This is a genomic window from Streptomyces sp. NPDC043870 (assembly GCF_056435785.1).
In genome coordinates this window covers 1-13,034 of the sequence record NZ_JBWKDT010000080.1, presented here as the reverse complement: position 1 = coordinate 13,034, position 13,034 = coordinate 1, and the positions used below count along the sequence as shown (strand labels likewise).

The window sequence follows — 13,034 nt, the reverse complement described above, 5'->3', positions numbered from 1 at the left end:
CGGTCCGGATCGGCGTAGACGGCTACGCTCGCGATCCCGGCGTCCCGGCATGCACGGGCAACGCGGACAGCGATCTCGCCTCGGTTGGCGATGAGCACCTTGCGCACGATGGCTCCCTCCTTGCTGTGTTATCCCGGGGGCCACCCCCGGTCTCCCGGCCGGTCTCCCGGGCCGGGGTGCTCGGCGGGTCACCGCGCCGAAGACTTCCCTGAAACACGCTGAGTTTAGGGACTGCCGACACGGCCTTTCGACCCGTCCCCAATGGTGAGCTTGCCCACACGGAGCGTGATTCGAGGCGTGCTGGCGACGCGAAACCCCTTGTCGCACCACGGTACGCCGAGTTTCTTCACCGCAGAGTAGCTCTCCGATGTGGTCAAGGTCTCTGTTCTGCCGCCCCTCGGCCGATCCTGATTCTTTGTGGAGTCCCTACGAATGGCCGAATGATTCTTTGCCTGTGCGCAGACCCTTGTCCGGTGGTTTACCCATTAGTAGCGTTCGAGGTGTCGTTCGTACTGCTGGTAACAGAGGCTGGGAACCTGAGGGGTGGGCGTCGTGGCGCGGAGACCGGTGGCTGTGGTGGCCGCGATCGTGCTCTTTCTTGAAGCAGTCGGCATCGTGGCGATCAACGGCATCCTCGCCACCTTCGTCGACGGCCAGAACATGTCCCTGGACGGCATGGATCCGGACGTCATGGCCATGAGTACCTGGGTGATGGGCGGCGTCCTCGGCTTCTACCTGGCCGTCTGCGGTGTGGTGCTGCTGGTCACCGGCCTGCGTGACCGTGCGCCCGGCCGCTTCGGCCGCATCCTGCTGATCGCCTGCGCGGTGCTGCACGGTGTCCTCGGCGCCCTGACCGTGGGCCTGGTCGGCTGGCACGCCTTCGCGTTCCTGATGGTGGTGCTGGGGCTGGTCGTGCTCTCGATCGTGCTGTACGCCCAGCCGGACGCGGCGGACGCGAAGGAGTCGGCGCCCGCCGACGCGGGGTCCCCGGTCCCCGACGGTCCCGCCACTGCGTGAGTGCCACCCCGTGAGTCCCGTCGACCGTTCTGTGGCCGACGGGAGTTGACGGACGTCGAGGCCCGGTGCCTCAGACCCAGAGGTCCGTGATCCGGATCTCCAGCTCGCCCAGCAGCCGCCGCAGCAGCGGCAGCGACAGCCCGATCACATTGCCGTGGTCGCCCTCGATCGCATCGACGAACGGTGCCGAGCGGCCGTCCAGCGTGAACGCGCCCGCCACGTGCAGCGGTTCGCCGCTCGCGACGTACGCGGCGATCTCGGCGTCCGTCGGGTCGCCGAAGCGGACCGTGGTGGAGGCCGTGGCCGAGACGCGGCGGCCGGAGGCGGTGTCGATCACGCAGTGACCGGTCTGCAGGATGCCCGCGCGCCCGCGCATGGACTTCCAGCGGGCGGTGGCCTCTTCCGCGTCGGCCGGCTTGCCGAGGGCCTCGTTGTCGAGTTCGAGGACGGAGTCGCAGCCGATGACGAGTGCGCCGGCGGTCCCGGGGAGGGCGGCCACCGCGGCGGCCTTCGCCTCGGCGAGGACCAGGGCGAGCTCACCCGGGGTCGGGGCGGTCAGCGCGTCCTCGTCGACACCGCTGACGATCACCTCGGGGGCGAGTCCGGCCTGGCGGAGCAGGTTCAGGCGGGCGGGCGAGGCGGAGGCGAGGACGAGGCGGCGGCGCTGATCGGTCATGCGGGCCATGGTAGGGGGCGGGGTGCGCTGCGGTCCCGGGGTCGGGTCGATGCGGGCCGGCCGCTGATGCGGACCCATTGCTCAGTGCGACCCACAGCTCAATGCAACCCACCGCTGCGGACCCACGATCCAGTGCGGACCCACGATCCAGTGCGGACCCACGATCCAGTGCGGACCCACGATCCAGTGCGGACCCACGATCCAGTGCGGACCACAATCCAGTGCGGACCACGATTCGGCGCTGACCCGCCGCTCGGTGCAGACCCGCCGCTCAGTGCAGACCCACGACGAACATGGCGACGATCATCGCGATCGCCAGCAGGATCCCCGCGCGCCGCATCATCACCTGCATGTCGCGCATCTCCTGGGGAGGCTCGTTCTCGGGGTCGGACCACAGCATGCCTTCGATCCTGATGCTGTGGTGTCCGGGGCGCCTGAGTATCCGTACTCAGGCGCCCCGGTGCCAACGGACTAATCACGCCCCGGTGAAGTCGCGGTGAACGCTCCCGCGTGGGCCGCGGCGGTCGCTCCGCTGCTCTGACCTGTGGGTACGCCGAAGGGCCGGACCCCGTTCAAGGGGTCCGGCCTCCTCTCGCGTCCCACCGGTACAGGCCCTGGGCCGCGTCTTCGAAGCCCCGCCTGCCCTTTGGGCGGACGGCGCTACGCCGAAGACACTCCCTAGCTGGGCCAGAACGTGCGCGACCAGGCCCGCGGCCCCGGCCGCAGTGCCCGCTCCCGCCCGATGCGCGCGGGATCCGACCAGCCCTCGGGCGGCTGCGGCGCGCCGGACACGGCCGAGGCCGTCGCCGCGGCGCGCGCCTGGACCACCGCCAGTGCGGCGGCCAGCTCCTCCGGGGTCGGATTGCCCCGTACGACCTTGATCATCTCGACTCCTCGAGGTCCAGGGGGCTACAGGGGAATGTTGCCGTGCTTCTTCGGAGGAAGGTTTTCCCGCTTCGTCCGCAGCTGACGCAGGCCCTTCACGATCTGCGCGCGGGTGTCGGACGGCATGATCACCGCGTCGATGTAGCCGCGCTCGGCCGCGATGTACGGGTTGAGCAGGGTGTCCTCGTAGTCCGCGATCAGCTCGGTACGGAGCGTCTCCTGGGCCTCCGGGTCACCGGCCGCCGCGATCGTACGGCGGTGCAGGATGTTCACCGCGCCCTGCGCGCCCATCACCGCGATCTGCGCGGTCGGCCAGGCGAGGTTCAGGTCGGCGCCGAGATGCTTGGAGCCCATGACGTCGTACGCGCCGCCGAACGCCTTCCGCGTGATCACCGTGATCAGCGGAACCGTCGCCTCCGCGTACGCGTAGATCAGCTTGGCGCCGCGCCGGATGATGCCGCCGTACTCCTGGTCCACGCCCGGCAGGAAGCCGGGGACGTCCACGAAGGTCAGCACCGGGATGTTGAAGGCGTCGCAGGTGCGCACGAACCGTGCGGCCTTCTCGCTCGCGTTGATGTCGAGACAGCCGGCGAACTGCATCGGCTGGTTGGCGACGATGCCGACCGGGTAGCCCTCGACACGCCCGAAGCCCGTGACGATGTTCGGCGCGAACAGCGCCTGCGTCTCCAGGAACTCACCGTCGTCCAGCACGTGCTCGATGACCGTGTGGATGTCGTACGGCTGGTTGGCGCTGTCCGGGATCAGTGTGTCCAGCTCGCCGTCCTCGTCCGTGAGGTCGAGGGCGGCCTCCTCGGGGAAGGCCGGCGGCTCGGACAGGTTGTTCGACGGCAGGTACGACAGCAGGGACTTGATGTACTCGATCGCGTCCTTCTCGTCGCCCGCCATGTGATGCGCGACACCGGAGGTGGTGTTGTGCGTACGGGCTCCGCCCAGCTCCTCGAAGCCGACGTCCTCACCGGTGACCGTCTTGATGACGTCGGGGCCCGTGATGAACATGTGCGAGGTCTGGTCGACCATCACCGTGAAGTCGGTGATCGCGGGGGAGTAGACAGCACCGCCCGCGCACGGGCCGACGATCAGCGAGATCTGCGGGATCACACCGGAGGCGTGCGTGTTGCGGCGGAAGATCTCGCCGTACATGCCGAGGGCCATGACGCCCTCCTGGATCCGGGCGCCGCCGGAGTCGTTGATGCCGATCATCGGGCAGCCGGTCTTCAGTGCGAAGTCCATCACCTTGACGATCTTCTGGCCGAACACCTCGCCCAGCGCCCCGCCGAAGACCGTGAAGTCCTGCGAGAACACGGCCACCGGGCGCCCGTCCACGGTGCCGTAGCCGGTGACGACCCCGTCTCCGTACGGGCGGTTCTTCTCCAGGCCGAAGTTGGTCGAGCGATGCCGGGCGAACTCGTCCAGCTCGACGAACGAGCCCTCGTCGAGGAGGAGCTCGATCCGCTCACGGGCCGTCAGTTTGCCCTTGGCGTGCTGCTTCTCGACCGCACGCTCGGAGCCCGCGTGTGTTGCCTCGTCGATGCGGCGCTGGAGATCAGCGATCTTTCCCGCGGTCGTACGAATGTCGATCTCGGACATCGGGATGCGGCTCCCTGCCTGGTCACGGGGTTCTTGGCTACTGACTCGTAGCGTATCGGCGCGGATACGGTTCGGCAGTGCGGCGTTTACCACACCGCACTGCGCTTGCGAACGAGATCCAGTACGGGTTTCTGCCCGCCCCGTGCCCATCATCGCGCTCCTCCACGCCTCCTCCACCGTGCCGGTTCCCGCGCCCGTTCCCACGCCCACCACCGCGCCCACCACCACGCCCGCCGCCCGGGATGCGCCGCGCCGCCCCCGAGGCCGGTTCGCCTCACCGGCACGGGAACGGCCAAGCTGTGCGGCATGACGCCTGACGACGCCTCCCAAGGCCGCTGGTCCGACCTCGACCGGCCCCCGCTGAACGCTGCCGCGCTACGCCGCGCCCTGCTGCGCCCGGGCGGTCTGTGGACCTCGCTCGACGTCGTCGCGGCGACCGGCTCCACCAATTCCGATCTCGCGGCCCGCGCCGGTGAGCTCCCCGAGGGCGCCGTGCTCGTCGCCGAGGAGCAGACCGCGGGCCGCGGCCGCCTCGATCGCACCTGGACGGCGCCCGCGCGCTCCGGGCTCTTCCTCTCCGTACTGCTCAGGCCGGACGTGCCGGTCGAGCGCTGGGCCTGGCTGCCGCTGCTCACCGGGGTCGCCGCCGCGACCGGCCTGGCCAAGGCCGCGGGCACCGACTTCGCCCTCAAGTGGCCGAACGACCTGCTGGTGAAGGTCCACGGCGAGGAGCGCAAGACCGGCGGCATCCTCGCCGAGCGCACCGGTGACGACGGTGTCGTCATCGGCATCGGCATCAACGTCACTCTGCGCGAGAACGAACTCCCGGTCCCCGAGGCCGGCTCCCTCGCCCTCGCCGACTCCGTGTCCACCGACCGTGACCCACTGTTGCGGGCCCTGCTGCGCTCGCTGGAGCACTGGTACGGACAGTGGCGCGACGCGGGCGGCGATCCGCACCTGTCCAGGCTCCAGGAGACGTACGCGGCGGGCTGCTCGACGCTCGGCCGCACGGTCCGGGCCGAGCTGCCGGGCGACCGTTCGCTCACCGGCGAGGCGGTCGCGATCGACGGCGACGGGCGGCTCGTGGTGACCACTCCGGACGGCGAGGATCACCCCATCGGGGCCGGCGACATCGTCCACCTGCGCCCGGGCGGCTGAACCGGCCGGGCAACCGGGACGTGAGCCAGGGCACACCTGCCGTATCGTTGAGGCCGCGCCGGGGGTCCGTGGATCCCACGGACCGGCACGGCATGACAGATCGGCAGGGCAGTGCGCAGGGAACGGGCAGGAGGCGGCCGGTGACCGTCGACGACACGACTTCCGGCGCGGGCTCCTCCGGCAAGGGTTCCTCCGGTTCCGGCCGGAAGCAGCCGTCGGACGTCCACCCGACGCCGCACCACGAGGTCGACCACACGGCCGAACCGACCAAGGACCCGCTCGCCATCCGTCTGGAGCAGCTGATCCTCGGCGCAGACCGCCGCTACACACCGTTTCAGGCGGCCAGGACCGCCGGTGTCTCCATGGACCTGGCGTCCCGCTTCTGGCGGGCCATGGGCTTCGCCGACATCGGCCAGGCCAAGGCCCTCACCGAGGCCGACGTCCTGGCCCTGCGGCGGCTCGCCGGTCTGGTCGAGGCGGGACTGCTGAGCGAGCCGATGGCGGTGCAGGTTGCCCGGTCGACCGGGCAGACCACGGCGCGCCTCGCGGAATGGCAGATCGACTCCTTCCTGGAGGGCCTGACCGAGCCGCCGGAGCCGGGCATGACCCGCACCGAGGTCACATATCCCCTGGTCGAGCTGCTGCTGCCGGAGCTGGAGGAGTTCCTGGTCTATGTGTGGCGGCGCCAGCTGGCCGCCGCGACCGGCCGGGTCGTGCAGGCCGCGGACGACGAGGAAATGGTCGACCGGCGGCTCGCGGTCGGCTTCGCGGACCTCGTCGGCTTCACCCGGCTGACCCGCCGGCTGGAGGAGGAGGAGCTCGGCGAGCTGGTCGAGTCGTTCGAGACGACCTGCGCCGACCTGGTCGCCGCGCACGGCGGCCGGCTGATCAAGACCCTCGGCGACGAAGTGCTGTACGCGGCGGACGACGCGGGCACGGCCGCGGAGATCGCGATGCGGCTCATCGAGACGCTGACGCATGACGAGTCCATGCCGGCACTGCGGGTCGGGATCGCGTTCGGCACGGTCACGACCCGGATGGGCGACGTGTTCGGTACGACGGTGAACCTGGCGAGCCGGCTCACCTCGATAGCGCCGAAGGACGCGGTCCTGGTGGACGGGGCGTTCGCGGAGGAGCTGTCGCGTACGGGCGACGCGCCGGTGTCGGAGGCGCAGGCGGCGGAAGAGGCGGTCGCGGCCGAGAAGGAGGGCCGGACGCCGCCGTCGTACCGTTTCGCGCTGCAGCCGATGTGGCAGCGGCCGGTGCGTGGACTGGGTGTGGTGGAGCCCTGGCTGTTGACGAGGCGCCCCACCTAGGGCCTGTCCTAGGATCCTCCCGGTGAACCATCGTTAACCAGGAGGCTATCCACATGTCCGAGCAGCGGTTCGGGGAATTCGTCGTCGTACGCCGCCTTGAAGACGGGCGCGTCGCCGAGCTGGTGCTCGACCGGCCGAAGGCGATGAACGCGGTGTCGACGGACATGGCCCGGTCGATCGGCGCGGCGTGCGAGGCGCTCGCGGCGGATCCCGCGGTACGGGTGACCGTGCTGACATCCTCGAACGAGCGGGCGTTCTGTGTGGGCGCCGACCTGAAGGAGCGGAACTCCTTCAGTGATGCCGAGTTGGTACGGCAGCGGCCGACCGCCCGGGCGGCGTACACCGGAGTGCTGGAACTGCCGATGCCGACGGTCGCGGCGGTGCACGGCTTCGCGCTGGGCGGCGGGTTCGAGCTGGCGCTCGCCTGCGATGTGATCGTGGCCGATGCGACGACGGTCGTGGGGCTGCCCGAGGTGTCCGTGGGGGTGATCCCGGGCGGCGGCGGTACGCAGCTGCTGCCCCGCCGGGTGGGCGCGGCGCGCGCGGCGGAGCTGGTGTTCACGGCCCGTCGCGTGGAGGCGTCCGAGGCGCGGGAGTTGGGCCTGGTGGACGAGCTGGCCGAGGACGCCCGTACGGCCGCGCTGGAACTCGGGGCGCGGATCGCGGCGAACTCGCCGGTCGGGCTGCGGGCCGCCAAGCGGGCGCTGCGGCTCGGGCAGGGTCTCGACCTGCGGGCCGGTCTGGAGGTCGAGGACGCGGCGTGGCGGTCGGTCGCGTTCTCCGGGGACCGGGCCGAGGGCGTCGCGGCCTTCAACGAGAAGCGCAAGCCGGAATGGCCCGGCGAGTGAATCCTTCCCACCCGTCGAGTGAAACCTTCCTGAATGTCCCTAAGCTGGGGTAATGGGTGAGGATGTTCGGCTGCGGGCCGTGGTGGCGCTCGCACAGTCGATGGCCGCCGCGCACACTCCGCGGGAGTCGTGGCGGGCGGCCGCCGTGGGCGCGTGTGATGCGCTGACGGGGAGTTTTGCCGCGCTGTCGGTCTGGGAGCGGGACCGTGGCCGGCTGAAGGTGCTCGTCAACGCGGGGGACAGGGCCGCGGACGAGGAGGAGTTCCCGGACGGCGAGACCTATCCGGTGCACCGTTTCCCGGAGATCACGGAGTTTCTCCATGAGCAGTGGGCGGGGGGCGGTGCACCGCGCGCGTGGGTCGAGACGGCGGAGGGTCCGGCGGCGGACGACCACGGCTACAGCCATCATCGCGTCGACGCGCTGCGGCAGCGCGGTCGGGGCTGCTGTGTCGTCGCACCGATCGTGCTGCACGGGCGGGCGTGGGGAGAGCTGTACGTGGCCCGGGCGGCGGGCCGGCCCGTGTTCGACCGGGACGACGCGGACTTCGCGACGGTGCTGGCGTCGGTGGTGGCGGCCGGGATCGCGCAGCAGGAGCGGCTGGAGGAGGTCCGCAGGCTCGCCTTCACGGACCCGCTCACCGGGCTGGCGAACCGGCGGGCCGTGGACGTGCGGCTCGACGAGGCTGTCGAACAGCACCGTACGGACGGTTCGGTGGTCTCGCTGGTGGTCTGCGACCTGAACGGTCTCAAACGGGTCAACGACACCCTCGGCCATGCGACGGGCGACCGGTTGCTGGAGCGCTTCGGCTCGGTGCTGTCGCTCTGCGGGGCGATGCTGCCGGGCGCGCTGGCGGCACGGCTGGGCGGTGACGAGTTCTGTCTGCTGACGGTGGGGCCCCCGGCGGACGACGTGGTGAAGGTCGCCGACGAACTGTGCGAGCGTGCGGCCGAGTTGAAGCTGGGGGAGGGTGTGGCCTGCGGCGTCGCCTCCACCGGCGACCCCATCGGCCCGGTCCGCTCGGCCCGCCGTCTCTTCCGTCTGGCCGACGCGGCCCAGTACCGGGCGAAGGCCGCCCGCTCCCGCACCGCGGTCGTCGCGGGCCGCGACGACACGGTCCTCCCGCTCGCGGACGCGCCGCCCTCCGCCCCCCAGGACCGCCGCCGCTTCCGCGATGCGCGTCATTGACGCGGCAGGGAACCGGGGCGGGTCCCCGGCCCGGCAGGTCCCCGGACTCCCGTACGCCTCCGGTCGTGTGCTCAAGCGCCGGACGGGCTCCGACGCCCGCACGCAGGCGTAAGGAGTCCCTCCCCGAAGGGGTGGTGACAGAAAGGGATTCAATCCGTAGGGTGCTGAATATGGATATGCACACTGTCGTGGTGGGGACGTCCGGGACCACCGTCGAGGACGTCATTGCCGTCGCCCGCGGCAACGCCCGTATCGAGCTCTCCGAGGACGCCGTCGCCGCCCTCGCCGCCGCGCGGGAGATCGTGGACGCGCTGGCCGCGAAGCCCGAGCCGGTGTACGGCGTGTCGACCGGTTTCGGTGCGCTCGCGACCCGGCACATCGGTCACGAGCTCCGCACCCAGCTGCAGCGCAACATCGTCCGGTCGCACGCCGCCGGCATGGGCCCGCGCGTCGAGCGCGAGGTCGTTCGCGCGCTGATGTTCCTGCGGCTGAAGACCGTGGCCTCCGGCCGCACCGGAGTGCGCCCGCAGGTCGCGCAGACCATGGCCGATGTGCTCAACGCCGGGATCACGCCCGTCGTCCACGAGTACGGCTCGCTCGGCTGCTCCGGTGACCTCGCGCCGCTGTCCCACTGCGCGCTGACGCTGATGGGAGAGGGGGACGCGGAAGGACCCGACGGCACGGTCCGCCCCGCCGGCGAACTCCTCGCCGCCCACGGCATCGAGCCCGTCGAGCTGCACGAGAAGGAAGGCCTCGCCCTCCTCAACGGCACCGACGGCATGCTCGGCATGCTGATCATGGCCCTGGCCGACCTCCAGCGGCTCTACACCTCCGCCGACATCACGGCCGCCCTCTCCCTGGAGGCCCTGCTCGGCACGGACAAGGTCCTCGCCCCCGAGCTGCATGCCATCAGGCCCCACCCCGGCCAGGCCGCCTCCGCCGACAACATGCTGCGCGTGCTCGCCGGTTCCGGGCTGACCGGGCACTTCCAGGAGGAGGAGGCGCCCCGCGTCCAGGACGCGTACTCGGTGCGCTGCGCCCCGCAGGTCGCGGGCGCCGGCCGCGACACCCTCGCGCACGCCCTGCTCGTCGCCGAGCGTGAGCTCGCCTCCGCCGTCGACAACCCCGTCGTCCTCCCCGACGGCCGTGTCGAGTCCAACGGGAACTTCCACGGCGCCCCCGTCGCGTACGTCCTCGACTTCCTGGCGATCGCCGCCGCCGACCTCGGCTCCATCGCCGAGCGCCGCACCGACCGGCTCCTCGACAAGAACCGCTCGCACGGCCTGCCGGCCTTCCTCGCCGACGACGCCGGCGTCGACTCGGGCCTGATGATCGCCCAGTACACGCAGGCCGCCCTGGTCAGCGAGATGAAGCGACTGGCCGTCCCGGCCTCTGTCGACTCCATCCCGTCCTCCGCGATGCAGGAGGACCATGTCTCCATGGGCTGGTCGGCCGCCCGCAAGCTGCGCACTGCGATCGGGAACCTCACCCGGATCATCGCCGTGGAGCTGTACGCGGCGACCCGCGCGATCGAGCTGCGGCGCCATGTGACCCCGGCTCCCGCCTCGCAGGCCGCCATCGGGGCGCTGCGCGCGGCGGGCGTCGAGGGCCCGGGCCCCGACCGCTTCCTCGCGCCGGACCTGGCCGCCGCCGAGGAGTTCGTACGGGACGGCAAGCTCGTCGCCGCCGTGGAGCCGGTGACCGGCCCGCTGGCCTAGGCCGTGCACCGTAGACGCCCTAGGAGGCGCAGAAGGGCCTCCCCGCACGGGGGAGGCCCTTCTGCCGTGCTTCAGGCCATGTGGCCGGTCCTGCGCACCGCGAAGCTCACAAACCCGGCTCCGATCCCCAGGAACGCCATCCCGCCGATCAGGTACGGCCCGGTCCGCACGCTGCCCGTGTCGGCCAGGGCCAGCTCCTCGGAGCCGTTCCGCGTGGCCTGCGCCGAGCCGGAAGCGGAAGCTCCGGACAGCTCCTGGGCGGGCTGCGTGGCCGCACCGTCAGCTGTCGCGTTCGCCGAGGGGACGAACCACAGCGCGCAGAGAAGGGTGCCGGCCGCGGTAGCGGTCAGCAGTGGACGGCGAGCGACGGACACGGGATCGATCCCCCTTGTGACATCGGCGAATTGGCCGTGTGCGGTGATGCTGCCGCGATGCTAGTGAAAGCAGCGGGTCGCAGGAAAGTCGGGTGCCGCTGAGGCCTAGTCTCCGTCGTATGACCACTTCTGAGACATCACGCTATGTGCGGCTACACGTCGAATTGGTGCTGGAGGTCGCGGAACCGGAGGCCCTGACCGGCGCCGCCCTCGACCGCATCGAAGCGGACGGCCTCATGCCGGACGAGGAACGCCTGCACGCCGGATCCGCCGTACGCGAGGACGCCGCCGAGGCCCTCGCGTATCTCGTCGACCCCTTCGACCTGGTCGGCGAGGTCCCCGGCGTGGATCTCGCCCAGGCGTCATGGAGCTGTGAGCAAATCGACTACGACCCCGATGCCGAAGAGTGGATTCTCGACGAGGAAGATGGGGAGATGGACGACGGCGAGGACGACGAAGACGAAAGCGAAAGCGACCGCGCCGGGCGGCTGTAACAACCTGAACCCCGGTGGCCCCGGACCTCCGGGGCCACCGGAACCACCCGAGGACGGATGATCCGGAGCCTGCCGGGGCCCCGGGGCGCCGGCAGGCGAACCGGGGCCCGTTGGCATCCGTGTCCGAAGGGGGAGCCCATAGCCGGAAACAGCCGGAACGGCCGGAACAGCCGAAACGGCCGGAACCGGAACCTCCGGAGGCGCGTCGGTCAGTGGTGTGCGCCACATCGGAGCCCGAAGCGAAACCGCGCGGGGCGGAATGGGTGTTGTGAAAAGAGATGGCAGGGAGTCGGCGACGATGGAGAAGCGTGTGATGACGGACAGCAAGCGGCGCAGAGGCCTCGTGGCCGCGTCCGCACTGCTCGGCGGCGTGCTGGTGCTTTCGGCCTGCAGTGGGAGCGACGACGGCAAGAACAGCGGCGACGAGGGCTCGAAGAAGTCGCAGGCGCAGGTCGACGAGGCGGCCGCGAAGGACGCCTCGGACGCCCGAATAGTCATCACACCCAAGAACGGCGCGACCAACGCGAGCATCAACAAGGACGCAAGGGTCACCGTCAGCAAGGGCAAGCTCACCGAGGTCACCATGACCACCGCCGAGGGCAAGAGCGTCAAGGGCACGCTCGCCGCCGACGGCACGAGCTGGCAGCCGGACGAGCAGCTGGAGCGCGCGACCGTCTACAAGATCGCCGCCACCGCCAAGGACTCCCAGGGTCGCGAGGCCCACGAGAACTCCTCCTTCACCACCGTCTCCCAGGCCAACAGCTTCATCGGGAACTTCACGCCCGAGGACGGCTCCACCGTCGGCGTCGGCATGCCGGTCTCGATCAACTTCAACAAGGCGATCACCGACCGCAAGGCCGTCCAGTCCGGCATCACCGTCTCCAGCAGCAGCGGCCAGGAGGTCGTCGGCCACTGGTTCAACTCGCAGCGGCTCGACTTCCGACCCGACCAGTACTGGCAGGCGGGCTCCACCGTCACGCTGAAGCTGAAGCTCGACGGAGTCGAGGGCGCCGAGGGCGTCTTCGGCGTCCAGCAGAAGACGGTCACCTTCAAGATCGGCCGCAACCGGGTCTCCACCGTCGACGCCGCCGCCAAGACCATGACGGTCACCGAGGACGGCAAGACGATCAAGACCATCCCGATCTCCGCCGGTTCGCCGGAGAACCCGACCTACAACGGTCAGATGGTGATCTCCGAGAAGTTCAAGGAGACCCGGATGAACGGTGCGACGGTCGGCTTCACCGACGACGACGGCAAGGGCGAGTACGACATCAAGGACGTCCCGCATGCCATGCGGCTCTCCTCGTCGGGCACGTTCATCCACGGCAACTACTGGGGCTCCGACGGCGTCTTCGGCAGCGTCAACACCAGCCACGGCTGTGTCGGCCTGAACGACGTCAAGGGCGCGGGCGACCCGAACCAGCCCGCCGCCTGGTTCTACGACAACTCGATCGTCGGCGACGTCGTGGTCGTCAAGAACTCCCAGGACACGACGATCAAGCCGGACAACGGCCTCAACGGCTGGAACCTGAGCTGGGCCGACTGGAAGGCCGGCTCGGCGGTCTGACCCTCGCGACCTCGTCCACAGCACCATGACGGCGGGGGGGGGGGGGGGGGGGGGGGGGGGGGGGGGGGGGGGGGGGGGGGGGGGGGGGGGGGGGGGGGGGGGGGGGGGGGTGGGGGGGGGTGGGGGGGGGGTGGGGGGGGGGGGGGGAGGGGCGGGGGGGCGGGGGGGGGGAGGGGGAAGAGCGAAG

The 13,034-nt window shown here is 70.8% G+C and carries 14 protein-coding genes; 8 read left to right on the top strand and 6 right to left on the bottom strand.

Features of this window, described 5'->3' with window-relative positions; genetic code table 11:
• On the bottom strand, positions 1-107 hold a 107-nt coding region (locus AC0699_RS38215; RefSeq protein ID WP_324787317.1), incomplete at its 3' end, for a biotin carboxylase N-terminal domain-containing protein.
• Positions 108-543: 436 nt separating this feature from the next.
• On the opposite strand from AC0699_RS38215, the gene AC0699_RS38210 reads away from it, so the two are divergent.
• Positions 544-1,017: a hypothetical protein gene (locus tag AC0699_RS38210; protein WP_478670678.1), complete on the top strand. Its 474-nt coding sequence runs from the start codon at positions 544-546 to the stop codon at positions 1,015-1,017.
• Positions 1,018-1,087: 70 nt separating this feature from the next.
• Here AC0699_RS38210 and AC0699_RS38205 read toward each other — a convergent pair whose 3' ends face one another.
• The 4 genes from AC0699_RS38205 to AC0699_RS38190 all read right to left on the bottom strand — a co-directional run bounded on the left by AC0699_RS38205 (position 1,088) and on the right by AC0699_RS38190 (position 4,186).
• Positions 1,088-1,702 carry a nucleoside triphosphate pyrophosphatase gene (locus tag AC0699_RS38205; protein ID WP_478670674.1) on the bottom strand — a complete coding sequence of 205 codons (615 nt, stop codon included), beginning with the start codon at positions 1,700-1,702 and terminating at the stop codon, positions 1,088-1,090.
• Positions 1,703-1,964: 262 nt separating this feature from the next.
• Positions 1,965-2,093, bottom strand: a complete 129-nt coding sequence (mmpB, locus tag AC0699_RS38200) for a morphogenic membrane protein MmpB (protein ID WP_469769215.1) — start codon at positions 2,091-2,093, stop codon at positions 1,965-1,967.
• 278 nt (positions 2,094-2,371) lie between these two features.
• The gene (locus AC0699_RS38195) at positions 2,372-2,578 is read right to left on the bottom strand and encodes an acyl-CoA carboxylase epsilon subunit (RefSeq protein WP_453667880.1); all 207 of its coding nucleotides are present in this window, start codon (positions 2,576-2,578) and stop codon (positions 2,372-2,374) included.
• 24 nt (positions 2,579-2,602) lie between these two features.
• On the bottom strand, positions 2,603-4,186 hold the full coding sequence (locus AC0699_RS38190) for an acyl-CoA carboxylase subunit beta (RefSeq protein ID WP_478670663.1): 1,584 nt from the start codon (positions 4,184-4,186) through the stop codon (positions 2,603-2,605).
• 306 nt (positions 4,187-4,492) lie between these two features.
• On the opposite strand from AC0699_RS38190, the gene AC0699_RS38185 reads away from it, so the two are divergent.
• From AC0699_RS38185 to hutH, 5 genes are all read left to right on the top strand, one after another.
• Positions 4,493-5,344, top strand: coding sequence for a biotin--[acetyl-CoA-carboxylase] ligase (locus tag AC0699_RS38185; RefSeq protein ID WP_478670658.1), 852 nt, complete (start codon positions 4,493-4,495; stop codon positions 5,342-5,344).
• Positions 5,345-5,484: 140 nt separating this feature from the next.
• Positions 5,485-6,660 carry an adenylate/guanylate cyclase domain-containing protein gene (locus AC0699_RS38180; protein WP_478670652.1) on the top strand — a complete coding sequence of 392 codons (1,176 nt, stop codon included), beginning with the start codon at positions 5,485-5,487 and terminating at the stop codon, positions 6,658-6,660.
• Positions 6,661-6,713: 53 nt separating this feature from the next.
• Positions 6,714-7,508, top strand: coding sequence for an enoyl-CoA hydratase/isomerase family protein (locus AC0699_RS38175; protein ID WP_478670647.1), 795 nt, complete (start codon positions 6,714-6,716; stop codon positions 7,506-7,508).
• A gap of 52 nt (positions 7,509-7,560) precedes the next feature.
• Positions 7,561-8,694, top strand: a complete 1,134-nt coding sequence (locus tag AC0699_RS38170) for a GGDEF domain-containing protein (protein WP_478670643.1) — start codon at positions 7,561-7,563, stop codon at positions 8,692-8,694.
• Between the two features lie 176 nt (positions 8,695-8,870).
• Positions 8,871-10,412 (top strand): histidine ammonia-lyase, encoded by a 1,542-nt coding sequence (gene hutH, locus AC0699_RS38165; protein WP_469769229.1) that lies wholly within the window; start codon positions 8,871-8,873, stop codon positions 10,410-10,412.
• A gap of 71 nt (positions 10,413-10,483) precedes the next feature.
• On the opposite strand, the gene AC0699_RS38160 is transcribed toward hutH, so the two are convergent.
• Entirely contained in the window at positions 10,484-10,786 is a 303-nt protein-coding gene (locus AC0699_RS38160; protein ID WP_478670637.1) for a hypothetical protein, read from the bottom strand.
• A 119-nt stretch (positions 10,787-10,905) separates the two neighbouring features.
• On the opposite strand from AC0699_RS38160, the gene AC0699_RS38155 reads away from it, so the two are divergent.
• The gene (locus AC0699_RS38155) at positions 10,906-11,280 is read left to right on the top strand and encodes a hypothetical protein (RefSeq protein WP_478670634.1); all 375 of its coding nucleotides are present in this window, start codon (positions 10,906-10,908) and stop codon (positions 11,278-11,280) included.
• A gap of 298 nt (positions 11,281-11,578) precedes the next feature.
• Entirely contained in the window at positions 11,579-12,847 is a 1,269-nt protein-coding gene (locus tag AC0699_RS38150) for a L,D-transpeptidase (RefSeq protein WP_478670630.1), read from the top strand.
• The last annotated feature ends 187 nt before the right edge of the window (positions 12,848-13,034 follow it).

Excerpts from the sequence above, each read along its gene's own strand:
- AC0699_RS38205 (WP_478670674.1), bottom strand. The coding sequence starts at position 1,702 with ATGGCCCGCATGACCGATCAGCGCCGCCGCCTCGTCCTCGCCTCCGCC.
- mmpB (WP_469769215.1), bottom strand. The coding sequence starts at position 2,093 with ATGCTGTGGTCCGACCCCGAGAACGAGCCTCCCCAGGAGATGCGCGAC.
- AC0699_RS38195 (WP_453667880.1), bottom strand. The coding sequence starts at position 2,578 with ATGATCAAGGTCGTACGGGGCAATCCGACCCCGGAGGAGCTGGCCGCC.
- AC0699_RS38190 (WP_478670663.1), bottom strand. The coding sequence starts at position 4,186 with ATGTCCGAGATCGACATTCGTACGACCGCGGGAAAGATCGCTGATCTC.
- AC0699_RS38185 (WP_478670658.1), top strand. The coding sequence starts at position 4,493 with ATGACGCCTGACGACGCCTCCCAAGGCCGCTGGTCCGACCTCGACCGG.
- AC0699_RS38175 (WP_478670647.1), top strand. The coding sequence starts at position 6,714 with ATGTCCGAGCAGCGGTTCGGGGAATTCGTCGTCGTACGCCGCCTTGAA.
- AC0699_RS38170 (WP_478670643.1), top strand. The coding sequence starts at position 7,561 with ATGGGTGAGGATGTTCGGCTGCGGGCCGTGGTGGCGCTCGCACAGTCG.
- hutH (WP_469769229.1), top strand. The coding sequence starts at position 8,871 with ATGCACACTGTCGTGGTGGGGACGTCCGGGACCACCGTCGAGGACGTC.
- AC0699_RS38155 (WP_478670634.1), top strand. The coding sequence starts at position 10,906 with ATGACCACTTCTGAGACATCACGCTATGTGCGGCTACACGTCGAATTG.
- AC0699_RS38150 (WP_478670630.1), top strand. The coding sequence starts at position 11,579 with ATGGAGAAGCGTGTGATGACGGACAGCAAGCGGCGCAGAGGCCTCGTG.